Below are 23,439 nucleotides of genomic sequence, written 5' to 3'. Positions count from 1 at the left end.
GGGTATGTTGCCGCCAAAGCCACGACAGGTCAAGAGGCCGGGGCGCGCAGCCAGGGTGACAGCAAAATAAACCGTAGCGGACACAATCTGGATACCGGGCACCCACCGCGTTTATGGTCTTTAACCTTTAAAAATTATATACTTGCACCGGTTTTATCAGACTGAAATTCAATATCTTGTCTGCCCCCGCAACCAGAGGATGCTGCCGTGGAACGTGAATCAATGGAATTTGACGTCGTGATTGTTGGCGCCGGGCCCGCGGGCCTGTCTGCTGCCTGTCGCATCATGCAACTGGCCCAGGAGCAGGAGCGCGAAGTCACCGTTTGCGTCGTGGAAAAAGGTTCCGAGGTCGGCGCGCATATCCTGTCCGGAGCGGTGCTGGAGCCCCGCGCCCTGGCGGAGCTGTTCCCCGACTGGAAGGACATGGGAGCACCGCTGCCCACTGCGGTCACGGAAGACCGCTTCTTTTTCTATACCAGCGCCCAAAAAGCCATCAAACTGCCCAACTTCATGATTCCCAAGCCCACCCACAATGAGGGCAATTATATTGTGTCCATGGGCAACGTCTGCCGCTGGCTCGCGGAGCAGGCAGAAAACCTGGGGGTGGAAGTCTACCCCGGCTTTGCCGCCGCAGAAGTGTTGTTCCATGCCGATGGCGGGGTCAAGGGTATCGCTACCGGTGACATGGGCATTGCTGCCGATGGGGAAAAGAAAGCCAGCTACACCCCGGGGATGGAGTTGCACGCGAAATATACTCTCTTCGCCGAGGGCTGCCGCGGCCACCTCGGCAAGCAACTGATTCGCCAATTCAGCCTGGATCAGGACAAGGATCCCCAGCACTACGGCATCGGCATCAAGGAGATCTGGGAAATTCCCGCCGACCAGCATCGGGAAGGCCTGGTGGTTCACGGCCTCGGCTGGCCGCTACAGGAAAACGGCGCCAGCGGCGGCGCCTTCCTCTATCACGCCGAAAACAACCAGGTGTACCTGGGCCTGATCACCGACCTCAACTACTCCAATCCGCACCTGAATCCGTTCGCGGAATTCCAGCGCTGGAAGCACCATCCGGAAACCCTCAAGTACCTGGAGGGAGGCTCGCGCATCGGCTACGGCGCCCGCGCAATTTCCAAGGGCGGCTTCAACTCCCTGCCGAAGATGCACTTCCCCGGCGGTCTGCTCATTGGCTGTGACGCGGGCACGCTCAACGCCGTCAAAATCAAGGGCAACCACACCGCCATGAAGAGCGGCATGCTGGCAGCAGAGGCCGTGGTGGAGGCGCTTGCCGAGGGGGAATCTGCGCCAGCAGACCTCGCGTCCTTTGCCGACAAGGTGCAGAACTCCTGGCTGCATGAAGAGCTTTACACCACGCGCAACTTCAGTGGATTCATGCACAAGTTTGGCTTCCTGGTCGGATCGGCCATGGTGTGGATCGACCAGAACATTTTTGGCGGCAAGCTCCCCTTCACCCTTAACGACGCAGTGCCGGATTACGCCACCCTGAAACTGGCCAGTGCGAGCAATAAGCCGGCCTACCCGAAGCCGGACAACAAGATCAGCTTCGACCGCCTGTCTTCGGTATTCCTGTCGAATACCAACCACGAGGAAGACCAGCCCTGCCACTTGACCCTGATTGATCCGGACGTGCCGCTGGAAAAGAATTTGCCGCAGTACGATGAGCCGGCCCAGCGCTACTGCCCGGCGGGCGTGTATGAAATCGTGGAAGACGCCAAGGGGCAGCGGTTCCAGATCAACGCCCAGAACTGTGTGCACTGCAAGACCTGTGACATCAAGGACCCGGCGCAGAATATTGTCTGGGTTACCCCGGAAGGCTTTGGCGGGCCGAATTACCCGAACATGTAAGCCGCTCGCGCCCGCTGCAGTTTACTGCAGCGGGAACCACTTCCCTGCGCTCGCCACCTGCAGGCGCCCTTCCCTCTCCTCTGCGCTCTCTACCAGGCGATACCAGGCAGCCCTGGACAACAGGGCGCTGAGTCCGTGAGGTAGTGAGATAGCGGCGACATCGCCGACGGCGGGCTCAAGGAACAGGGGGTGATCCCCATCAATCGGTACTTCACGGCCGGTGTTCAGACGCGCTACCAGCAGCGGCCCACCTGCATCCTCACGCTGATTGATCTCGGTGACAATCAGTGGGTGCAGTTCAACCTTCACCCGCCATTTTTCACCGGGGGTGACCAGGTAGTAGTCTCCGTCCTCCTCGCGTCGCAGAATACTTGCAAACAGCCGGACAATGGCCTCGCGGGCGATAATCCGGCCCTCGTGGTACCAGCTGCCGTCCGCTGCAATGCGGATATCGATATCCCCGGACAGCGGTGGATGCCAGCGCTCCAGGGGAGGATTATCGAAATTGCGGGCCTTGCGGGCCTGCTGTGTAATAGTGTCCAGTGAGTCAGCCATGGTCCTTGCCTCGGGTTCGGAAAGACGACGCCGGGTTCTGGCCGGTTAAGGAATCACCCTGACGTTGATCACGCCATCCAGCGCACGCATGGAAGCCAGGCTGGACTCGGCCGGGCAAATATCCATATCGATCAGGTTGTAGGCGATGTCGTCGCGACTCTTGTTCAGCATGTCGACAACGTTGATATTCAGCTCCGCCAGAATGGACAGCACGCTGCCGAGAATTCGCGGCACGTTGGTGTTGGTCACTGCCAGCCGACAGCCTCCCGCACGTTCCAGCTGCAGCGTGGGGAAATTCACCGCGTTGCGGATATTGCCGTTCTCGAGAAAATCCCGCAGCTGGTCTGCGGCCATGATCGCGCAGTTGTCCTCGGCCTCGTCCGTGCTGGCGCCGATATGCGGCATCAGCACCACATCCTTGCGCCCGATCAGAGCCGGGCTGGGGAAGTCGGCGATGTACTTGCGCAACTGGCCGCGCCCCAGGGCCGCCCGCAACGCTTCCTCGTCGACGATTTCCTGACGGGCAAAATTCAGCAGACAGGCGTGAGCGGGCATCGCCGCCAGCAGTTCCGCGTTGACCAGGCCGCGAGTGGACTCCAGCGCCGGCAGATGCAGGGTGACGTAGTCGCTGCGGGTGAATACCGCCGACAGCGTATCCGCCTTGCGTACCTGGCTGGAAAGGCGCCAGGCAGCGTCCACTGACAGCGCCGGGTCATAGCCGATCACGTCCATGCCCAGGGTCAGGGCCATGTCCGCCACCAGGGAGCCGATAGCGCCGAGGCCGACGATGCCCAGAGTCTTGCCGCGCAGTTCATTGCCCTTGAAATGCTTCTTGTTGGCTTCCAGGGTCTGGTGCAGTTCCGCGGCGTCACTGATGCCGGCGAGCCCGTCAACGTAGGCCAGGCCTTCCACGACGCCGCGGGAGCCCAGCAGCAGGCCGGCCGCAACCAGTTCCTTGACCGCGTTGGCGTTGGCGCCCGGGGAGTTGAATACGGGTACGCCCCGGCGAGTGCACTCCGCCACCGGGATATTGTTGACGCCGGCGCCGGCGCGGGCAATCGCCAGCACCGAATCGGCAATGTCATCCGCCTGCAGCTTGTGGCTGCGCAACAGGATGGCATCCGGGTGGGTAAACTCGCTGGCGATCTCGTAGCCATCGCGGGGCAGGCGCTCCAGCCCCTTCACCGAAATCTGGTTGAGCGTGAGAATGCGTCTGGCCATGGTGTTTATCGGCGTCCTGTCAGTTGGCATCAGAGAACGGAAATGTCAGCGTCGGAGCGCAGAGCCTGCTCGTGCTCGACCTGCAACATCGCACCGAACTCGCTACCGATCCGTTGCCGCAGACTGCGCTGCTGTTCGGGCGGGAGCGTGGCCAGTTCGCCGGCCTCGACGCGCACCAGCTCCAGCACCCGGGCGTCGCCCGATGCCTCGACAACATAATCCGCGACCGGGCCTGATGCCGGTGCCGGCATGCTGAACGCGCGTTGCAGGACCGGCCCCGGCACTGTCCGGCTGTCGCGGCGGGCGCCAAGTTCAACCTGCCATTCATAGCCTTCCCGCACCGCCAGTGCCTCAAGCGACTCCTCGCCCGCCGCGAGCGACTCAACTGCCGCTTCGGCTGTGCGTTCGAGCGCCTCCTGTGCCCGCTCCCGGGTCAGCGCCGCTACGATCTCTTCCTGCACCGCTGCGAGAGGTTGCAGCTCAGGCTTGTTGTGCCGATGCAGGTGCACCGCCACAAAGCGGTCGCCGCCCAGCTCGACCACCTCACTGTTGTGGCCCAGTTCGAGAACATCCTCGGAGAACGCGGCGCGCAGAATCCCGGGCGCTGCCAGCGGGCCACTCTGCTGGTCGCGGGTAACCGGCTCGCTGCGCTTCACTTCCAGACCGAGTTCCTCGGCCGGGCGCGACAGATCGCCCGCGGTGAAGGCGAGATCGCGCAATTGTTCGACCGCCAGCAGCAGCGCAACCCGGGCCTCCCGGTCCTGCAGACGCGACTCCAGTTCCGGACGCAGTTCCGCCAGGCTTGGCGGATCGGCCTCGCGGCGCTCGGTCACCAGCAGAATGTGTGTGCCGGCTTCCGTCTCCACAGGCTCGGAGATCACATTGACATCAAGCTCGGCGATGGCTGCTTCCATTTCCTCTGGAAAAGCGTCGCCGGCACTGAATCCGAGATCACCGCCGTTGCTCGCCGAACCGATGTCGTCGGAGCGTTCTGCGGCCACCGCCGCAAATTCCTCGCCGGCGGCCAATGCCGCCTGCACGGCATCGATACGATTCGCAAAGTCTGCCGCGGATTCGTCACTGCCCTGTTGCAACAGGATGTGCGCGACGCGATTCTCGGTCTGGTACTGGTAGCCGTCGACCTGAATCCGGTACTCTTCCTCAATGTCACGCTCCGCTACCGGCTTGCGGAAGTCCTCGAGGGTCAACTCCACATAATTCAGCACGACTGACTCGGGAGTCATGAAACGTTCTTCGTTGGCCCGGTACCAGGCCTCGATCTCGGCGGCATCGGGCGCCGACTCGGCCAGAAATGGTTCCAGCGGAATGGTCAGGTAGCGAATGTCGCGCTGCTCGGCCAGGATGCGGGCGTTCAGCGCCAGCTCTGCGGAGGTGGCGAAATCGCTGCCGGCCAACCCCGCGCGCAGCTGATTCAGGACCAGGTCATCCTTGAGCGCCCGCTTGAAGGTGCCCGGGGTGTAGCCAGCAGACGCCAGCAGGCTCTTGTACATCTCCGGTGAGAACTCGCCGTCGACCTGGAATTGCTCCATGCCGCCGATAACAGCCCCCAGCTCCGCCTCGGATACGGTCAAGCCCATGCTGCGGGCGGACTGCATCAACAGCTTGCGGTTGATAATGCCCTCCAGCGCCCGAGCGCTCAGACGCTGCTCGTCCAGCAACGCCGGATCCAGGTCGTCGCCCATCATTGCCATCAGCTGCCTGCGCTGGGTATCCACCGCCTGTTGCAACTCGATGGGGCTGACCGTCTCGCCGTTGACTTCCGCAACGCTGCTGCCACCACCACCGACCAGAATGGATTCAATGCCGAAAAGGGCGAAGGAAAGGACGATGAGGCCGATGACAACCTTGGCCGCGGTTCCCTGGGTGCTCTTGCGAATATCCTGAAGCATGGGTTATTTTTTCCACTGTGTATCAACAAAAAAGCGCACCCTTGAGTGCGCCTTTCCCTGGACAGTTACTGCAGCATAGGTGAAGCTCTGGCGCTGTGGACAACCCGGCGCGCGGGGCTTCCCCGCCTGATACTGCGACTCAGGCGTTGACTGCATCCTTGAGCGCCTTGCCTGCCTTGAAGCCGGGCACATTGGACGCCTTGATCTGGATGCTTTGCCCGGTCTGCGGATTGCGCCCCTCGCGCGCTGCACGGTGCTTGACAGCAAAGGTGCCAAAGCCTACCAGTGTGACCTGGTCACCCTTGCTGAGCGCTTCAGTGATGCTGTCGACAATAGCGTCGAGGGCGCGCCCGGCGGAAGCCTTGGGCAGGTCGGCAGCAGCGGCGATGGCATCGATAAGTTCGGTCTTGTTCACAAGTATCCCCTTGGAGTGTTATCTGACAAAATGTCAAGAGTTGTACCCGCAGCAAAGCGCGGTCAAATTCATGGTGCTGTGGAACCCACCAGAAAGCGATTCCAGCTATTCTCTCGTGCGCCCCTGGACGCCGAAACCGGGAGGATTACCACTGGATTCAGTGGGCTCGACTGTATACCAGAGCCGAACTCACGGTCAACCGAAACCCCTGTTTCAGTGTGTATTTATCCGGTTTTTCTCGCCCGGGCCGGCGTCCTGACCGGTGCCCGGCGCCGGTGCCAGGTACTCTTCGTCAGTCAGCGGTTCCGGCATTTGCTCAAGCGCAATCGCCAGCACTTCATCAATCCACTTCACCGGCCGAATCTGCAGATGCTGTTTGATATTGTCGGGCACTTCCTTCAGATCGCGTTCATTCTCTTTCGGAATGATGACCGTTTTGATCCCGCCCCGGCGCGCCGCCAGCAGCTTTTCCTTCAGGCCGCCGATGGGCAGCACCTCACCGCGCAGGGTAATCTCCCCGGTCATCGCCACATCGGCGCGTACCGCAATGCCGGTGCAGACCGACACCAGCGCGGTGCACATGGCCACCCCGGCGCTCGGCCCATCCTTGGGTGTCGCCCCCTCGGGAACGTGAATGTGGACATCATGTTTTTCATGCCACGATGCCGGAATACCCAGCATCTGCGAGCGACTGCGGATCACTGTGGTAGCCGCCTGAATCGATTCCTGCATCACATCGCCCAGGGAGCCGGTCTTGACGTAGCGACCCTTGCCCGCCACCGACGCCGCCTCGATAGTCAGCAATTCCCCGCCGACCGAGGTCCAGGCGAGCCCCGTAACCTGGCCGACCTTGTTCTCGTCTTCGGCAATTCCGTAGTTGAACTTGCGCACACCCAGCAGGTCCGGGAGCATTTCAGGTGTCACTTCGGTATCGCTGTCGGCCTCATTGAGGGCAAAGCGCTTGACCATTTTGCGACAGATCTTGGCGATCTCACGCTCCAGGGAGCGGACGCCGGCTTCCCTGGTGTAATAGCGGATAATGTCGATCACCGTGCCTTCGGCAATGCTGACCTCGTCCTTCGCCAGACCGTTCTGCTTCAGCTGCTTGGGAATCAGGTAGCGCTCGGCAATGTTGACCTTTTCGTCCTCGGTATAGCCGGGAATACGGATCACTTCCATCCGATCCAGCAGAGGGCCGGGAATATTCATGGTATTGGAGGTACAGACAAACATGACATCCGAGAGGTCGTAATCCACCTCCAGATAGTGGTCGTTGAACGCGTGGTTCTGTTCCGGATCCAACACTTCCAGCATGGCGGATGCGGGATCCCCGCGGTGGTCCATGCCCATCTTGTCAATTTCATCGAGCAGGAACAGCGGATTGCGAACGCCCGCCTTGGACATTTTCTGCAGTAACTTGCCGGGCATCGAACCGATGTAGGTACGGCGGTGGCCGCGAATCTCGGCCTCGTCGCGGACCCCACCCAGTGCCATGCGCACAAACTTGCGATTGGTCGCGCGGGCCAGCGATTCACCCAGCGAGGTCTTGCCGACGCCGGGAGGGCCCACCAGGCACAGCACCGGCCCCTTGACCTTGCGCACCCGTTTTTGCACTGCCAGGTACTCGAGGATGCGCTCCTTGACCTCCTCGAGCCCGTAGTGATCTTCGTCGAGAATGGTAGAGGCGCGCTTGAGATCGTGCTTGACTTTGCTGCGCTTGGCCCAGGGCACGCTGACCATCCAGTCGATATAGCTGCGCACCACGGAGGCCTCGGCAGACATCGGGGACATCATCTTGAGTTTGTTCAACTCACCCAGCGCCTTGGTTCTGGCCTCGTCGGGCATCCGCGCATCCTCGATGCGGGCCTGCAGGTCATCCAGTTCGCTGGGAGCCTCATCGAGGTCCCCCAGTTCCTTCTGGATCGCCTTCATCTGTTCATTGAGGTAGTACTCGCGCTGGCTCTTCTCCATCTGCTTCTTGACCCGGCCGCGGATGCGCTTCTCGACCTGGAACAGGTCGATCTCCGCCTCCATCAGCCCCATCAGATGCTCCAGCCGCACCCGCACCTGGGCTATCTCCAGAATTTTCTGCTTTTCCTGCAGATCCACGCTCATGTGGGCGGCGATGGTGTCCGCCAGCCGGCCCGGCTCGTCGATGCCGGAGAGGGAAGTCAGCACCTCGGCGGGCACCTTCTTGCTCAGGTTGACGTACTTTTCAAACTGGGAAACGGTGGAGCGCAACAGCCCCTCGGCCTCCGCGTCCGGAATTTCGTCGGCCTCGATTTCGCGCACACCGGCGACCGTGAAGCGGCCTTCGTCATCGACGTTGTCGATCACCGCCCGGTAGCTGCCTTCAACCAACACCTTGATGGTACCGTCAGGGAGCTTGAGCAATTGCAGGATGTTGGAAACCGTGCCCACCTGGTAAATGTCGTCTACGCCGGGGTTGTCGTCCGCGGCATTGCGCTGGGCTACCAGCAGCACCTGCTTGCCACCGGCCATGGCGTCTTCCAACGCCTCGACGGATTTTTCCCGGCCGACAAACAGCGGCAGCACCATGTGTGGATAGACCACAACATCACGCAGGGGCAGGAGGGGAAGATCGATAACAGAGGATGAACCCATAGAAATCTCCGGGTTGTAAATGGTCACGCCTGACCCTTAAGTGGGGGCGATCCCACAAATCACAAGCCGCGCTGTGTCGACGGCTGAGCGCCGCCGCCAGGCAAACCCCGCTTACTCGTCCTTGGAGGCGGTCCGGGGGGCGGGCTCGTGGTTCTGATAGACCAGCAGGGGCTCGGAATCGCCGCGGATCACGGACTCATCGATGACCACCTTGCTCACGTCACTGCGGGAGGGAATGTTGTACATGGAATCCAGCAGCACGCCCTCGAGAATGGAACGCAGGCCCCGGGCACCGGTCTTGCGGTCCATGGCACGCTCCGCGACCGCGCGCAGCCCATCCTCGCGGAAGTCCACTTCCACCCCTTCCATCTCGAACAGCTTGCTGTACTGCTTGGTCAGGGAGTTGCGCGGCTCGGTGAGGATTTGTACCAGAGCAGGCACATCCAGCTCTTCCAGAGTCGCAATCACCGGCAGCCGGCCGACAAACTCGGGGATCAAACCGTACTGCACCAGGTCCTCGGGCTCGAGATCAAACAACAACTCACCGACATTGCGACGCTCATCCTTGCTCTTGACCTCGGCGTTGAAGCCGATCCCACCCTTTTCGGAGCGGTTGCGGATAACCTTGTCGAGGCCGGCAAAGGCGCCGCCGCAAATGAACAGGATGTTGGAGGTGTCGACCTGCAGGAACTCCTGCTGCGGATGCTTGCGCCCGCCCTGCGGGGGAACCGAGGCAACCGTGCCTTCGATCAGCTTCAGCAGCGCCTGCTGTACACCCTCCCCGGATACATCCCGGGTGATCGAAGGGTTGTCTGACTTGCGGGATATCTTGTCGATCTCGTCGATGTAGACGATGCCAACCTGAGCCTTTTCGACGTCATAGTCGCATTTCTGCAACAGCTTCTGGATGATGTTCTCGACATCTTCCCCGACGTAGCCCGCTTCGGTGAGCGTGGTGGCATCGGCAATCGTAAACGGCACATCCAGCAAGCGGGCCAGGGTTTCAGCCAACAGGGTCTTGCCGCTGCCGGTGGGCCCCACCAGCAGGATATTGCTCTTGCCGAGTTCGACATCGTCGCCGCGAGTGCTGGACTGGCCATGGCGCAGACGCTTGTAGTGGTTGTACACGGCAACAGAAAGTACCTTTTTGGCACGTTGCTGGCCAATCACATACTCGTCGAGGATAGCCTTGATCTCGTGCGGAGTTGGCAGATTGTCGCGCTTGGCTTCACTGCTGCTTTCCTGCACTTCCTCGCGGATGATGTCATTGCACAGATCCACACACTCATCACAAATGAACACCGACGGGCCGGCGATCAATTTGCGCACTTCATGCTGGCTCTTGCCGCAAAATGAGCAATACAGCAGCTTGCCGCCGTCGTCGCCTGATTTTGAGGTGTCTTTAGTCATGCTCTGCCCTGTGTTCTATGTGCTGTGCTGTTTCACCTTCATCAAAGATGATGTTTTTTCCCACCATTTGCAAGCCCCGCGGGACCGCGGTGGGGACGCGGGCCAGTTACTTCGCAGCTGCGGTGCGGCGATTGATTACCTCGTCGACCAGACCGTACTCTTTGCTCTGTTCGGCATTCAGGAAGCGGTCACGCTCGGTATCGCGCTCGATCGTCTCCAGGCTCTGACCCGTGTGTTCCGCCATCAGTTCATTCAGACGTCGACGAATGATCAGAATTTCCCGGGCATGGATCTCGATATCCGAGGCCTGGCCTTGCGCACCGCCGCTGGGCTGGTGAATCATGGTGCGGGCGTTGGGCAGGATAAAACGCTTGCCCTTGGCGCCGCCCCCAAGCAGAAACGCACCCATGGAAGCAGCCTGGCCGATGCACATGGTGCTCACATCGGGCTTGATGAACTGCATGGTGTCGTAGATCGACATCCCCGCGGTTACCGAGCCGCCCGGTGAGTTGATGTAAAGGTGGATGTCCTTGTCCGGGTTCTCGGACTCGAGAAACAGAAGCTGGGCCACAATCAGGTTGGCCATGTGGTCCTCAACTGTCCCCACCACGAAAATCACGCGCTCCTTGAGCAGGCGGGAATAGATATCGTAGGAGCGCTCCCCGCGGGCAGTCTGCTCCACAACCATCGGAATCAAGCCGAGATTGCTGATGGTGTTGCTGTTGCGGCCGTCTGGCAGGTTTGACATGGTCGAATGTTCCTTGGCTATCAATCCGGTGGGCACCACCCGCGGTGGCGCCCGGTGTTGGCTCAGCCCTGCTTCTGTTGCGCCTGGGCAATGGCTTCCTGGTAGGTACAGGCTTGTTCCGTTACGTTGGCGTCCTCCAGCAGTTTTTCCACCACGCTGTCTTCCAGCACCTTGGACTCCACCGACGCGAGCTGCTCGGGATCGCCATAGTACCAGTTAACGACCTCTTCCGAGTCCTGGTAAGTGGCCGCCAGCTCCTCGATGGTTGCACGCACCCTGGCCGGGTCCGCCTTGAGGCCGTGCTTGCTGATCATTTCGGAGAGGATCAGGCCCAGCTTGACCCGACGCTCGGCGTTTTCCCGGAACATGTCATCGGGCAGGATCGACTTGAGATCCAGGCCCTCGGGCGCGGCACCGCCGAACTGCTGGAACATCTGCCCGCGCAGCGCGTCGATTTCCTGGGCTACCAGGGACCGGGGAACCTCCAGGGCCTTGTGGGCTTCGACAACCGCATCCATCACCTGTTGCTTGACCTTGTTGTTTACGGCATTTTTGAGCTCGCGGCTCATGTTTTCCGCCACTTCCTTGCGAAATTGTTCCTCGCCGCCCTCTTCCACGCCGTACAGCTTGAACAGTTCCTCGTCCAGCGGCGCAGGAGTCAGGGCCTGGATGTTGTTGACCTTGACCGCAAACTCTACCGCAGCTCCGCGCAGGTCCTCGTTGTTATAGTCCTCGGGGAAAGTCAGCTGGAGAGTCTTTTCTTCCCCCGGCTGCATACCGACGATGCCATCTTCGAAGCCCGGGATCATGCGCCCTGAGCCCAGTTCCAGGTCGGCGCCCTCAGCGCTGCCGCCCTCAAAGGGTTCGCCATCACGGGTACCGGTGTAATCGATATTCACGCGGTCACCGGTGGCAGCGGCGCGTTCCACTTCATCCCAGCTACCCTGCTGCTTGCGGAACACATCAATGATCGTGTCGACATCAGCATCGGTCACTTCTGCTGCCGGGCGGGTCACATCAAAACCAGACATGGCGACCACTTCCACTTCCGGGAAGACTTCAAACGTGGCCACATACTCCAGATCCCTGCCGGGCTCCAGATTGCGCGGCTCGATGCTGGGCTGGCCCGCCGGGCGCAGCTTTTCCTGCACCACCGCCTCCTGGAAGGAACGGCTCATGACTTCGCCCAGCACTTCCTGGCGGACACCGGCACCGAAGCGCTGGCGCATGACCTTCATCGGCACCTTGCCGGGACGAAAGCCGGGCAAGCGCACGTTCTGGGCCGCTTTCTGCAGCCGGGAATCGACCTCGCTGTCAACGCGCGCGGCGGGAACGCCTACGGTAAGACGTCGCTCCAGCCCTGAAGTCGTTTCAATAGACACCTGCATGCTTATTCCTCACAATCCAATCGGTAGGGGACGCCTCAGCGCCCGGTCATCAGGGGCGACCTCGCTCGAGCAAGGTCGCGGTAATTTGGTGCGGAAGGAGAGACTCGAACTCTCACGCCTTGCGGCACTGGAACCTAAATCCAGCGCGTATACCAATTTCGCCACTTCCGCATGTCGGGGGAACCACCATTGCGCGCGGTCGGCGTGCTGGAGACATCCTGCAAACACGCCGTAACTTTTTGATTCTTCAGGGGTAAACGCCCCACCTGAGCGCAATTTGGAGCTCTCACAAGGGCGCAGATTCTGCCACAAAGCCAGCCTCTGCACAACCGCGCAGACACCGCGCAGACACCGCGCAGGCATTCCCGGCAGCGGCGAGCAACGGAAGTCAATCGGTAAGGCAGGCCGGGTCAAAGGCATCCTCGCCGCGCAGCCAGCGCACGACCTCCGCTGCGGCGGGCCCCGGCAGTGCGAGATAGCGAGCTTCCAGCTGCTTGCGCTGCGCCTCCGGCATATCGAGCCCGTGGTCGCGAAAAATGCCGCTATCTTGCTGCAGCTGTTGCCAGGTCGCCGCGCCGAGGATTTCGCTGAGCAGACTGTCGGCAGCCTCGCTCTTTCCCGGATACAGCCGCGCCAGACCCAGCAACGCCGGCAGCGAGCACCAACCCTGGATCATCGGGTTGCAGAAATGCCCGTGCAGGGCGCCGGATGTGCACGCTTCACGCTGTGAGAGGGGCTCGAGGTAAAGGTGACGGCTGCGCACGGCGCCATCGTTAACCGGATAGTTGTCCCACAAAACCAGCGGCCGGCCCAGGGCCTCCCGGGCCTGCTCCACGTCCTGCGCCAAAATGGCCCGGGAACATACTTCGTTGCCTGTCCACAGCAGGTCGACGTCCACCGGCAGGAGGCGCCCGAGATCAGCCCAGTAGGAGGCCGGGCGCCGGCCGAAATGCCGCTCCAGCACCGGATCAAAAGAGTAGTAGGTCGGACATACCATTACCCGGCTGGCGGTGGTCCAGCGCCCTATATCGGCGACAATCTCCGCCTGGCGTCCGGCGAGGTCGGCCCGATCACCGGGCATGTCGTCAAACAGAACCGCAAGCAGCGGCGCCTCGAGCTCGTTGAGTCGCTCGATCTTGCCCTGCAGCTGGCGCCGCTCGACCGCACCGTAACTCGCGTAAAGCAGGAAAGGTGATAATCCGACGCCGAAATAAAGCCCTGCAGCAGCGTAATATCGAGCCAGCTCACGGAGTTGTCGCCACTCGGTTGCGGGCCAGTCACACTGCCACTGCTTGCGCAAAAACGGGTCAGCCTTGGGCGCGTAAAGATAGCTGTTGAGGCCAAGCTGGCGCAGGATTTGGGCATACTCCAGCCGCAATTGCTGGCTCCAGGGGCGCCCGTAGAAACCTTCCACCACCCCTGTGAGAAACTCAGGGGCCATGGCTTTCAGCGCGCTTATTACTGTTGGAGACCTGAATCAAGTTATTTATTCCGAATCAGCCTAACAATCCGCCCATGAAATGTGGAAAATTACCACTGATCTACGATACTTAAAGCGTGGTCGCTTTTATCCCCTGAATCAATGGAGCGGCCACAGGAGCACCCCTTTGCTCTTTAAGGGAAGCAATTCCTTTGTGTTTTACTCCTAATGGTCTTCTTGGGTCCCTTTCGGGACCCATTTTTTTGCTGCACTTACATGGTGTGGGTCGGACGGTCGGAGCTCAGGGAACCGGCCAGATGGTTTTCGATCTTGCTGTTGGCGACCGCGTCCTGTTCGCTGAATTGCACGCCGATACCCGCGGTGCGATTCCCCTGGGCCCCTCGCGGCGTGACCCAGACCACCCTGCCCGATATCGGAATCTTTTCCGGCTCGTCCATCAGGGTCAGCAGCATGAAGACTTCATCGCCGACGCGGTAGCTTTTGTTGGTGGGCACAAACAGGCCGCCGTGATTCAGAAAGGGCATATAGGCGGAATACAACACCGCCTTGTCCTTGATGGTCAGCGACAGAATGCCGTTGCGACTGCCTGCAGCTGTATCGCTCATGTTTGCATCTCCCCGATCAGAGTGGCCATAGTAGCATTGGTCCGCAGCTCGCCAAAGCAGCCGCGCAGACCTATCAGGGCGTTTTCCAGAACCAGTTGGGGATTCGGATTGGAGCCCGCGGCAATGGCGCCGCGCAGACCTTGCAGACGGTCCAGCAGTCGAAACTGGGCGCGGCAGGACGGCAATGCATCAGCGCCCTGCAGGCGCAATTGTTGCTGCACGAAGCCTGCAATCTCTTCCAGCGCCAGAGCCGGCTCGAGCTGACTGAAGAGCGTGACAACCTGCGCCACGACTGGCTCGCCGGCAGCCAGCGAGCGCAGGCCTGCGCGGCGCGCTTGCAGACTGTCCACACCCGACTCCCGATACAGCCGCTCCGCCCGCAGCGGCATCCCCGCCGCCAGCTGCAACAATTCAACGCTCGCGGCCCGTGTCCCGGTGAGGTGATCCAGCCAGGGCAGGCACTCTTCCGCGGGGGGCAGGGGCATTTTCAACAGCTGACAGCGCGAGCGGACCGTCGCGGGCACACCCTGTAAGCGTTGGCAGACCAGGATGATATGCGTGTCTCCCGCGGGCTCCTCCAGGCACTTGAGCAGGGCATTGGCGGCGTTTGTGGTCATGGTTTCTGCCGGCGCCAGCACCAGCACTTTGCGGCTGCCGAAACCTGCGGTGCGGAAGGCGAAGGCCACAGCTTCCCGGACCTGTTCAATCTTGATGACTTTGCTTTTGCCTTCCGGCTGCAGCCAGCGAAAATCTCCGTGGCTGCCAGACTGGCTAAACCGGCAGCCCGGGCAGTCGCCACAGTTATGTCCGGCCGCTGGCCGGTGACACAGCAGCAGGCGTGCCAGCGCCAGCGCCAGGCGCGCCTTGCCGATATCCGCGGGGCCGGCCAACAGCAGGGCATGGGGCAATTGCCCCGCTGTCAGCTGCTCCTGCAGCCGGTTCCAGGCCCCGCTCTGCCACGGCAGGGGTGCACTGACCGGTGGCAACTCCAGCAGATTCACGAGCGCACCTGGTGACGCGGGCGCCAGCATGCATAGAGCTCCTCGCAGATCTCCCGCAGGCGAGCCTGCACCTCCGGCAGGGGTTGGCTGGCATCGACCAGGTGGTAGCGGCCGCTGCTTTCCCGCGCCAATTGCAGGTAGGTGTCACGCACCCGCTGGAAAAAGGCCAGCTGCTCCTGCTCGAAGCGGTCCAGCTCTCCCCTGCCCCGCACCCGCTCCAGGCCAGTCTCCACGGGTGCATCAAGCAACAGGGTATAGTCCGGGCGCAATTCTCCCTGCACCAGGGTTTCCAGGGTTCGTACCGCCGACGCCGGCAACCCCCGGCCACCACACTGGTAGGCATAGCTGGCGTCAGTGAAGCGATCACAAATAACCCACTGGCCCGCGGCCAGCGCGGGCAGAATCACTTGCTGCACGTGCTGGGCGCGCGCCGCAAACAGCAGTAAAAGTTCCGCCATTGGCGCGACAGCCTCGTCGCGCACCCGCAACAACACGTTGCGAACCTCTTCACCCAGGCGGGTACCGCCGGGCTCCCGGGTGACCACCAGCTCTACCCCGTGGCTCTCGAGAAAGTCCGCAATACAGGCGATATTCGTGGACTTGCCGGCGCCCTCGCCTCCTTCCACAGTGATAAACAAGCCGCGCCCTGTTTGCATGCCCTACTGCGTCTCCGGTGTCGAGCGATAGTCATCCCGCCGCTGCAGCTGGTATTTACGCACAGCCTGCTCATGGCCTTCAAGGGTGGCATTGAATTCATGGCTGCCGTCGCCGCGGGCAACGAAAAACAGGGCATCGCCCGCAGCAGGCTGCAGCGCGGCGCGAATAGCGGCCCTGCCCGGCAGGGCGATCGGGGTCGGCGGCAACCCATCGTGGCGATAGGTATTGAACAGATTGTCCGCATCGCGCAAATGCGTGCGTCGCAGATTGCCGTCGAAGGATTCGCCGAGGCCGTAGATAATGGTGGGGTCGGTCTGCAGGCGCATCCCCAGTCCCAGACGCCGTACAAACACGCCGGCGATCTCCTCGCGCTCTTCCGGCACACCGGTCTCGCGCTCAATGATGGAGGCCATGATCAGGGCTTCGTAGGGCGTGGCATAGGGCAGATCCGGCGCCCGCCGTTCCCATTCGCTGGCCAGGGTCTGCAGCAGGGCCTGATGGGCGCGCTGCAGGATATCGAAATCAGTGGCACCGCGGTCATAGCGGTAGGATTCCGGCAAAAACAGCCCCTCCGGAGACTCGTGCGGCGCCACCAGCTGCAGCAGACGGAGATCATCCGCCCCTGCAAGCACAGAATCCAGCGCCGGTTCCTCAGCCAGGATGGCCAGGGCCCGGCTGAGGACAATACCTTCCGGCAGGGTCACCTGATACTGAATTACCCGGCCACTGACCATGAGGTCCAGCAGCGAGCGGGCATCCAGTCCGGGCGCGAGCTGATATTCACCCTGCCGAATGCGGGCATCCAGGCCGTGGTAGCGTGCCCAGGCAACCAGCAATTCGGGGTGTGGCAGAACGCCCTGCTCTCGCAGGCGGCTGGCAACGCTGCGCAGGCTATCGCCGGGCTCCACCGTCAGCACCATACCATTCTCAGGCAGATTCAGCGGAGCCTGCCAGCGTTGTACCGCTTCGCGTGCGACCAGCGCCAACAGGACCGTCGCCACCAGAACGATAAGCGCCAGTTTGCGCACTACGCGGCACCCTCCTGCAAATATTCCACGTAGGCTGCATGCAGGCTGCGGGTGACCGGGTGCCGGGACCAGCGGCGGTCGCGGAACGCAGCCACCGGGCGCAGGCCGACAACCGTATTGCAGTAAAACAGTTCGTCCGCCCCCAGTAGCTGTGACAGTTCCAGGCGCGACTCCGTCACCGGCAGTCCGCAGGCTGCCGCGAGCCGTTCCAGAATCAGGCGACGCCGGGTGCCGGCAATACCCGCTTCGTTGAGCACCGGCGTCAACAGGCGCTTGCCAGCAACCAGGAACAGATTGCCCGCAGACACGGAAAGAGGCGCGCCGGACTGGTCCAGCATGAGTACTTCATCGCAGCGCCGTGGATCGCAGTCGGCCGCGGCAAGCACCTGCTCCAGGCGGTTGAGGTGCTTGAGGCCCGCCAGCAGCGGCTGGCGCCCCCAGCGCACAGCGGTTTCACCCAGCCGCGCCGGCGCGGGTAGCTGCGCGGGATCATCGAGGAGTGTCGACACACTGATGATTACCCGTGGCTGACAATCGGCGGGAGGTGCGTAGCCGCGGGGTCCGGCACCGCGACTGACGGCGAGGCGCAGCACCCGGAAGGGGGTCGCTCCGGGAGCCGTCGCTCCGGGAGCCGTCGCTCCGGGAGCCGCCGCAGCCTGCGCCAGATAGTCACGCACCGAGTCCAGGCAATCGGGGAAGCGCAGGCGCTGCAGGCCGGCCTGCAGGCGCTGCAAATGATATTCCAGCAACAGGGGCTGCTCGCCCCGCAGCAACAGGGTCTCGAACAGGCCGTCGCCATAGGCAAAAGCACGGTCGGGGAGAGGCAGCGCGTCAGTGGAGACGCCGTCAATCCAGATATTGGTTTCGCCTGTCACCCGCTCGGCGTCAGCCAGGCTGACTGAACAACAACGAACCGTTGGTGCCACCAAAGCCGAACGAGTTCGACAGAGCGTGCCGTATCCGCCGCTCCTGTGCGGTATGCGGTACATAGTTGAGGACGCAGCCCTCATCCGGATTGTCGAGGTTGATAGTCGGCGGGGCGACCTGATCGCGCAGCGACAGGATAGTGAAAATTGCCTCCACCGCACCGGCGGCGCCCAGCAGGTGCCCGATCATGGACTTGGTCGAGCTGACCGCCACCCCGCCGGCGGCAGTGCCGAGCACAGCCTCTACGGCACGGCTTTCCGCCAGGTCGCCGGCATTGGTGGAAGTGCCGTGGGCATTGATGTAGTCGATCTGGTCAACGGGCACGCCGGCGTCGCGAATGGCATTGCGCATTGCAGCGGCCGCACCGCGACCATCTTCCGGCGGCAGGGTCATGTGGTAGGCGTCGCCACTCATCCCGAAACCGCTGATTTCCGCATAGATGTGAGCGCCGCGGGCCTTTGCCGACTCGTACTCTTCGATCACCAGAACGCCGGCGCCGTCACCGAGCACAAACCCGTCGCGATCGCGATCCCAGGGGCGCGAGGCTGCGGCGGGGTCATCGTTGCGGGTGGACAGCGCGCGGGCGGCCGCGAACCCGGCGAGCCCGACCGGAGTGGTCGCCATTTCCGCGCCGCCCACCAGCATCGCATCCGCATCGCCCAGGGCAATCAGGCGCGCGCCGAGGCCAATGTTGTGGGTACCGGACGTGCAGGCGGTTACCACAGCGAGGTTGGGGCCCCGCAGATTGAAGCGCACAGACAAATTGCCGGAGATCATGTTGATGATGGAGCCGGGGACGAAGAAGGGAGAAACCTTGCGCGGCCCGGAATTGGACACAATCTCGGAATTCTTCTCGATCTGGCCGATGCCGCCGATGCCGGAGCCGATGGAACAGCCAATCCGGTCCGCGTTCGCCTCGGTGACTTCGAGGCCGGAATCGAGCATGGCCTGGATACCTGCGGCCATGCCGAACTGCACAAAGATGTCCATCTTGCGGGCATCCTTGTCACTGAAATAGGGCGTGGAATCGAAGCCCCGCACACTGGCGCTGAACCGTGTGCTATAGGCAGATACATCGAAATCGACAATGGGCGCGGCGCCGCTCTGGCCCGCGAGAATATTCTCCCAGGTTTCCGCGACACTCAGACCCACGGGGCTGACCATGCCGAGGCCTGTGACTACAACGCGTCTGCCGATCACCGCACACTCTCCCCGGTTGAATCAGGAACTGGAAGCATAAATAAGAAAAGCCGCTCTATCGAAATGTAGAAACGGCTTTACGGTCTACCGAGAGTTAGCTCAGGCGAGATTTTCCTTGATGTAGTCGATCGCCAGCTTCACGGTGGTGATCTTTTCGGCTTCTTCGTCGGGAATTTCCGTCTCGAACTCTTCTTCGAGAGCCATTACCAGTTCAACGGTATCGAGGGAATCGGCGCCCAGATCTTCAACAAAAGAGGCCTCCGTCTGCACTTCTTCTTCTTTAACGCCAAGCTGCTCTGCGACAATCTTCTTAACGCGTTCTTCGATGCTGCTCATTGTATTGGTAACTCCTGAAAATTTAATTCTGAATGAAACTTGGTCACCCGGCCTGAGACGGCATTTTACTCTGTTTTTCCGCCGAGTAATAAGTTTTTTTTGGGCCGAACAAACCGGCTCTGAAACTCCGCCGCAGGCACAAGCTTCAGGCCATGTTCATGCCGCCGTTGATGTGAATCGTCTCACCGGTAATGTAGCCTGCCACTTCACTGCACAAAAAGCCAACCAGCGCGCCAATTTCCTCTGCCTCGCCGAGCCGGCCGAGGGGGATCTGGCCCAGCATCAGCTCGCGCTGCTCTGCGCTCAGAGTGCGGGTCATGTCGGTATCGATAAAGCCCGGCGCGACGCAATTGACCGTCACCGCCCGGGAGCCCAGTTCACGCGCCAGGGCGCGGGAAAAGCCTTCCGCTCCCGCCTTGCTGGCCGCGTAGTTACTCTGGCCGGCATTCCCCATGGCACCGACGACCGAAGTAATGTTGACGATCCGGCCCCAGCGCGCCTTGGTCATACCGCGCAGGCAGGCCTTGCTGACCCGGTAGAGAGCACTCAGGTTGGTGTCGATGACTGCCTGCCATTCCTCCGCTTTCATCCGCAGCAAAATGTTGTCGCGGGTGATGCCGGCATTGTTGACCAGCACCAGCGGCGCGCCAAACTCCGCGGTAATACCTTTCACAACATCATCAACCGCCACCTGATCGGCGACGTCCAAAGACATGCCACATCCGCGATAACCGGCTGCCCGGAGATACTCGCTGATCGCCTCGGCCCCTTTCTCCGTGGTGGCAGTGCCGACGACGGTATAGCCGTCGCCGGCAAGCTGCTCGGCGATGGCACGACCGATCCCGCGGCTGGCACCGGTAACCAGCGCCACTCTGCTGTCACTGTTCATACTGGTATTCCCCCTTGCTCGTTGACTGACATTCAGACGGTTGCAAGTACTGCGAGCGCGTCCTGCAAGCTCGTCGGATCTTCCAGAGAATAGCTGCTGAGCTCCCCGTTGATACGCTTGTTGAGGCCGCTCAAGACCTTGCCGGGGCCGCACTCCACCACCTGGCGGATGCCATTCGCGGCCATGTACTGGATGCACTGCGTCCATTGCACCGGGCTGTATATCTGCTCCACCAGCAGGCCGCGAATACGCTCGGGATCCGATTCCGGCAGCGCGTGAACATTGTGCACCACTGGTATCGCCGGTGCGGTAATGGGCACCGCTGCCAGGGCCGACGCCAGCTTGTCGCCGGCAGGTCGCATCAAGACCGTATGGAACGGCGCGCTGACCGGCAGCGGCAGGGCGCGCTTGGCACCCGCAGCCTTGAGCGCGATGCCGGCCCGCTCTACCGCCGCGGTGTGACCGGCAATAACCACCTGTCCGGGAGAGTTGAAATTCACCGCCGCAACCTCTCCGGCGCCTTCCGCGGCAATGTCAGCGCAAATACGATTGATGCTGTCGTCATCGAGGCCGATGATCGCCGCCATCGCACCTTCGCCCACCGGCACCGCGGTCTGCATGAACTCACCGCGCTGGCGTACCAGGCGCACCGCATCGGCAAAGCCCAGGGATCCGGCACAGACCAGCGCCGAGAATTCGCCGAGGCTGTGCCCTGCCAGCAATGCCGGCGCGGCGCCGCCCGCGGCCTGCCAGGCGCGCCACAGGGCTACGCTGGCTGTCAGCAGCACCGGCTGGGTAGTCGCGGTCAAGTTCAGGGATTCCTGTGGGCCCGCCTGCACCAGGGCCCACAGGTCGGCCCCCAGCGCCTCGCCGGCCTCGGCAAAAGTATCGCGAACAGCGGAGAACTCGGCGTGCGCAGCGGCGAGCATGCCGACTTTCTGCGAACCCTGGCCCGGAAAGACAAAAGCGGTGTGGCTGGTGGTCATGGCAGGGAGATTCTCCTTGGCGAGCGGCGGGCCGGTTCAGGTGCTGAGGAACCGGCCTGCGGGCAGTGTAGAACATGGCGGACCAAGCGGCGCAGAAACGCGAAACGGGAGCCTGGGCTCCCGTTTGCGGTGACAAGTGCAGTCGGCACGAATACTGCTAAGTGCCTGCCGCGCCGGGAAAATCGGCGCCGGCCTTACTCGTCGTTACCGGTGCTGACGACTTTCTTGCCACGGTAGAAGCCGTCGGCAGTCACGTGGTGACGACGGTGGGTTTCACCGGAGGTCTGGTCCACGCTGAGGGTCGGGCCGGTCAGCGAGTCGTGTGAACGACGCATGCCGCGGCGTGAACGTGATTTTTTGTCCTTCTGAACGGCCATGTCTTACTCCTGATGGGTATCGCCGGGCTTTAACTGCGCCAGCACGTCAAACGGGTTGGACTTTTCCGGGAGCTCGTCTGCTTCGGGCTCCGCGGCCATGTCCGCCAAAACTGTGTTGCAATCCACCTGCTCGTGGTAGCTGAAGGGCGGCAGCGCCAGTATCAGCTCGTCCTCGACCAGTTCCCGCAGCGAACACTCCTCCTCAGTCACAATGACCGGCTCGAGCCAGGCTGGCAACAGCCGGGCCTGCTCGTCCGTCCAGACCACCGCCAGGGTACTGTCTGTGTGCAACTGTAGCGGCATGGGCTGCAGGCACCGCTGGCAGGTTACTGTCACCGTACTGTCGGTGACGACCTGCACCAGGTACCTGCCCTCCTCGTCCCGGGAAAACGTCAAGACCGCCTCGATTATGCCCTCGTCTGCAGCCAGCAGATCCCGAAAACGGGGCAATTCCAGCGGTTTCGACGTACCCGTGACAATCGCACCACGCGAAGCTGCCTTGCGGAGATCCAGCGTGCCGGGGAGGGGGTCGGTCAACATAGGCGCGCATCATAGGGGCGGTTTCCCCCTTTGTCAAAAAAATCTTTACAATACAACCAGTTCAGGGCGACAGCCCGCTACCCCCGGAAATCGCTCATGGATCTGATCCTCGCCTCCACCTCACCCTATCGCCGGGCCCTGCTCCAGCGGCTGCAAACGCCGTTCCAGTGCATTGCCCCGGACGCGGCGGAAACTCCGCTGCCCGGGGAGGCAGGCGAGGCCCTCGCCACCCGGCTGGCGCTGGCAAAAGCCCGTTCCGTCGCCAGGGACCACCCTGCCAGCCTGGTCATCGGCAGCGATCAGGTCGCCTCACTGGCAGGGCGCCTGTTAGGCAAACCCGGCAACCTCGACACCGCCAGACAGCAACTGCTGGCCAGCGCAGGCAGGGCGGTAGAGTTCTTCACCGGGGTGGCACTGTGCTGCGAGGAAACCGGCTTCGAGGCGGTGCTGGTAGCGCCGTTCACGGTACACTTCCGCGCCCTGGACCGCGCGGTCATCGACAATTACCTGGCCCGGGAGCAGCCGTTTGACTGTGCGGGCAGCTTCAAATGCGAGGGGCTGGGGATCGCCCTGTTTGAGCGCCTGGTTGGCGACGACCCCACCAGCCTGGAAGGCCTGCCACTCATCGGCCTCACCAGCCTGCTGCAGCGGGCGGGTTACCCGGTGCTTGCCTGAGCCAACAGCTCCGGCAGCTCACAAAGATCCAGCAGACGGTCGATAACCGCACGCGGTTGATGCTGCGCCAGCTGTTCTGGCGAGTGCACGCCGAAGCTGACCCCGACCGCCGCCATGTTGAGCTGTCGCGCCATGGCCAGATCGTACTCCGAGTCACCCACCATCAGCGCCAGTTCCGAGGTCTTGCCCCGCTCCGCCAGAATCTGCCGCAGCATCAGCGGGTCCGGCTTGGAGCGCGTCTCGTCGGCGCAGCGAGTGCTGTCAAAATATTTTTCCAGACCCAGGCCGAGCAGAACCCGGTCCAGGCCGCGACGGCTTTTCCCCGTCGCCACAGCGAGTTCGAAGCCGGAGTCGCGCAGCCGCTCCAGGGTTGCGAGTGCGCCCTCGTGCAGGCGCGCGGGCCCCTGGTCCCGGGCGATATAACAGCGCGAGTACGCCTCCCGCATCCTGTCCCACGCTGCCGGCGGCTGCCCGGGGAACAGAATGGGCATGGCATTCGGCAGGCTGAGGCCAATGATGTGGCGCACCGCGGCCGCCTCGGGGATCGGCAGCCGACAGTCGTACGCCGCCTCCTGCATGGCGGCCACAATCTGCTCCACGGAGTCGCAGAGCGTTCCGTCCCAGTCAAATATAATAATCATAATC

Annotated in this window: 23 protein-coding genes and 1 tRNA gene; 2 read left to right on the top strand and 22 right to left on the bottom strand. The window is 62.1% G+C overall.

Going from position 1 to position 23,439, the window contains the following annotated elements; translation table 11 throughout:
* The first annotated feature begins 207 nt into the window (after positions 1 to 207).
* Positions 208 to 1,860, top strand: coding sequence for an electron transfer flavoprotein-ubiquinone oxidoreductase (locus Q6D67_RS11565; protein ID WP_304705768.1), 1,653 nt, complete (start codon positions 208 to 210; stop codon positions 1,858 to 1,860).
* A gap of 21 nt (positions 1,861 to 1,881) precedes the next feature.
* Here Q6D67_RS11565 and Q6D67_RS11560 read toward each other — a convergent pair whose 3' ends face one another.
* The 21 genes from Q6D67_RS11560 to Q6D67_RS11460 form a co-directional block, all read right to left on the bottom strand.
* Positions 1,882 to 2,415: a DUF1285 domain-containing protein gene (locus tag Q6D67_RS11560; protein ID WP_304705767.1), complete on the bottom strand. Its 534-nt coding sequence runs from the start codon at positions 2,413 to 2,415 to the stop codon at positions 1,882 to 1,884.
* A 45-nt stretch (positions 2,416 to 2,460) separates the two neighbouring features.
* Positions 2,461 to 3,636, bottom strand: coding sequence for a phosphoglycerate dehydrogenase (locus tag Q6D67_RS11555; RefSeq protein WP_304705766.1), 1,176 nt, complete (start codon positions 3,634 to 3,636; stop codon positions 2,461 to 2,463).
* Between the two features lie 29 nt (positions 3,637 to 3,665).
* A complete protein-coding gene (locus tag Q6D67_RS11550; protein WP_304705765.1) occupies positions 3,666 to 5,546 on the bottom strand; it encodes a SurA N-terminal domain-containing protein in 1,881 nt (626 codons plus the stop codon).
* A 139-nt stretch (positions 5,547 to 5,685) separates the two neighbouring features.
* Positions 5,686 to 5,961, bottom strand: coding sequence for an HU family DNA-binding protein (locus Q6D67_RS11545; RefSeq protein WP_304705764.1), 276 nt, complete (start codon positions 5,959 to 5,961; stop codon positions 5,686 to 5,688).
* Between the two features lie 213 nt (positions 5,962 to 6,174).
* Complete coding sequence (gene lon / locus Q6D67_RS11540) at positions 6,175 to 8,586, bottom strand: endopeptidase La (RefSeq protein ID WP_304705763.1); 2,412 nt, start codon at positions 8,584 to 8,586, stop codon at positions 6,175 to 6,177.
* Positions 8,587 to 8,697: 111 nt separating this feature from the next.
* Complete coding sequence (gene clpX, locus Q6D67_RS11535; protein WP_304705762.1) at positions 8,698 to 9,996, bottom strand: ATP-dependent Clp protease ATP-binding subunit ClpX; 1,299 nt, start codon at positions 9,994 to 9,996, stop codon at positions 8,698 to 8,700.
* Between the two features lie 106 nt (positions 9,997 to 10,102).
* Entirely contained in the window at positions 10,103 to 10,744 is a 642-nt protein-coding gene (gene clpP / locus Q6D67_RS11530) for an ATP-dependent Clp endopeptidase proteolytic subunit ClpP (protein WP_304705761.1), read from the bottom strand.
* A 62-nt stretch (positions 10,745 to 10,806) separates the two neighbouring features.
* The gene (gene tig / locus Q6D67_RS11525; protein ID WP_304705760.1) at positions 10,807 to 12,132 is read right to left on the bottom strand and encodes a trigger factor; all 1,326 of its coding nucleotides are present in this window, start codon (positions 12,130 to 12,132) and stop codon (positions 10,807 to 10,809) included.
* A gap of 86 nt (positions 12,133 to 12,218) precedes the next feature.
* Positions 12,219 to 12,303: transfer RNA gene (locus Q6D67_RS11520), tRNA-Leu, on the bottom strand.
* 217 nt (positions 12,304 to 12,520) lie between these two features.
* Positions 12,521 to 13,573, bottom strand: a complete 1,053-nt coding sequence (locus Q6D67_RS11515) for a beta-N-acetylglucosaminidase domain-containing protein (protein WP_304705759.1) — start codon at positions 13,571 to 13,573, stop codon at positions 12,521 to 12,523.
* Between the two features lie 251 nt (positions 13,574 to 13,824).
* Positions 13,825 to 14,178, bottom strand: coding sequence for a PilZ domain-containing protein (locus Q6D67_RS11510; RefSeq protein WP_304705758.1), 354 nt, complete (start codon positions 14,176 to 14,178; stop codon positions 13,825 to 13,827).
* Complete coding sequence (holB, locus tag Q6D67_RS11505) at positions 14,175 to 15,179, bottom strand: DNA polymerase III subunit delta' (RefSeq protein WP_304705757.1); 1,005 nt, start codon at positions 15,177 to 15,179, stop codon at positions 14,175 to 14,177. The genes Q6D67_RS11510 and holB overlap by 4 nt, the downstream gene beginning before the upstream one ends.
* Complete coding sequence (gene tmk / locus Q6D67_RS11500) at positions 15,176 to 15,835, bottom strand: dTMP kinase (protein ID WP_304705756.1); 660 nt, start codon at positions 15,833 to 15,835, stop codon at positions 15,176 to 15,178. The genes holB and tmk overlap by 4 nt, the downstream gene beginning before the upstream one ends.
* A 3-nt stretch (positions 15,836 to 15,838) precedes the next feature.
* A complete protein-coding gene (gene mltG / locus Q6D67_RS11495) occupies positions 15,839 to 16,864 on the bottom strand; it encodes an endolytic transglycosylase MltG (RefSeq protein ID WP_304705755.1) in 1,026 nt (341 codons plus the stop codon).
* Positions 16,864 to 17,739, bottom strand: coding sequence for an aminodeoxychorismate lyase (gene pabC, locus Q6D67_RS11490; protein ID WP_304705754.1), 876 nt, complete (start codon positions 17,737 to 17,739; stop codon positions 16,864 to 16,866). The genes mltG and pabC overlap by 1 nt, the downstream gene beginning before the upstream one ends.
* A 10-nt stretch (positions 17,740 to 17,749) precedes the next feature.
* On the bottom strand, positions 17,750 to 18,991 hold the full coding sequence (fabF, locus tag Q6D67_RS11485; protein WP_304705753.1) for a beta-ketoacyl-ACP synthase II: 1,242 nt from the start codon (positions 18,989 to 18,991) through the stop codon (positions 17,750 to 17,752).
* Positions 18,992 to 19,090: 99 nt separating this feature from the next.
* The gene (gene acpP, locus Q6D67_RS11480; protein ID WP_027951009.1) at positions 19,091 to 19,327 is read right to left on the bottom strand and encodes an acyl carrier protein; all 237 of its coding nucleotides are present in this window, start codon (positions 19,325 to 19,327) and stop codon (positions 19,091 to 19,093) included.
* 145 nt (positions 19,328 to 19,472) lie between these two features.
* Positions 19,473 to 20,216, bottom strand: a complete 744-nt coding sequence (gene fabG, locus Q6D67_RS11475) for a 3-oxoacyl-ACP reductase FabG (RefSeq protein WP_304705752.1) — start codon at positions 20,214 to 20,216, stop codon at positions 19,473 to 19,475.
* Between the two features lie 32 nt (positions 20,217 to 20,248).
* Positions 20,249 to 21,202 carry an ACP S-malonyltransferase gene (gene fabD / locus Q6D67_RS11470; RefSeq protein WP_304705751.1) on the bottom strand — a complete coding sequence of 318 codons (954 nt, stop codon included), beginning with the start codon at positions 21,200 to 21,202 and terminating at the stop codon, positions 20,249 to 20,251.
* A gap of 194 nt (positions 21,203 to 21,396) precedes the next feature.
* On the bottom strand, positions 21,397 to 21,579 hold the full coding sequence (gene rpmF / locus Q6D67_RS11465) for a 50S ribosomal protein L32 (RefSeq protein ID WP_304705750.1): 183 nt from the start codon (positions 21,577 to 21,579) through the stop codon (positions 21,397 to 21,399).
* Between the two features lie 3 nt (positions 21,580 to 21,582).
* Positions 21,583 to 22,119, bottom strand: a complete 537-nt coding sequence (locus Q6D67_RS11460; protein ID WP_304705749.1) for a YceD family protein — start codon at positions 22,117 to 22,119, stop codon at positions 21,583 to 21,585.
* Positions 22,120 to 22,215: 96 nt separating this feature from the next.
* Here Q6D67_RS11460 and Q6D67_RS11455 point away from each other — a divergent pair, with 96 nt between their 5' ends.
* Complete coding sequence (locus Q6D67_RS11455; protein ID WP_304705748.1) at positions 22,216 to 22,794, top strand: nucleoside triphosphate pyrophosphatase; 579 nt, start codon at positions 22,216 to 22,218, stop codon at positions 22,792 to 22,794.
* Here Q6D67_RS11455 and Q6D67_RS11450 read toward each other — a convergent pair.
* Positions 22,776 to 23,435 (bottom strand): HAD-IA family hydrolase, encoded by a 660-nt coding sequence (locus Q6D67_RS11450; RefSeq protein ID WP_304705747.1) that lies wholly within the window; start codon positions 23,433 to 23,435, stop codon positions 22,776 to 22,778. The genes Q6D67_RS11455 and Q6D67_RS11450 overlap by 19 nt on opposite strands.
* Between the last annotated feature and the right edge of the window lie 4 nt (positions 23,436 to 23,439).

Source organism: Haliea sp. E1-2-M8 (genome assembly GCF_030649675.1).
GTDB lineage: Bacteria > Pseudomonadota > Gammaproteobacteria > Pseudomonadales > Halieaceae > Haliea.
This window is presented reverse-complemented; position numbering and strand designations above follow the sequence as displayed.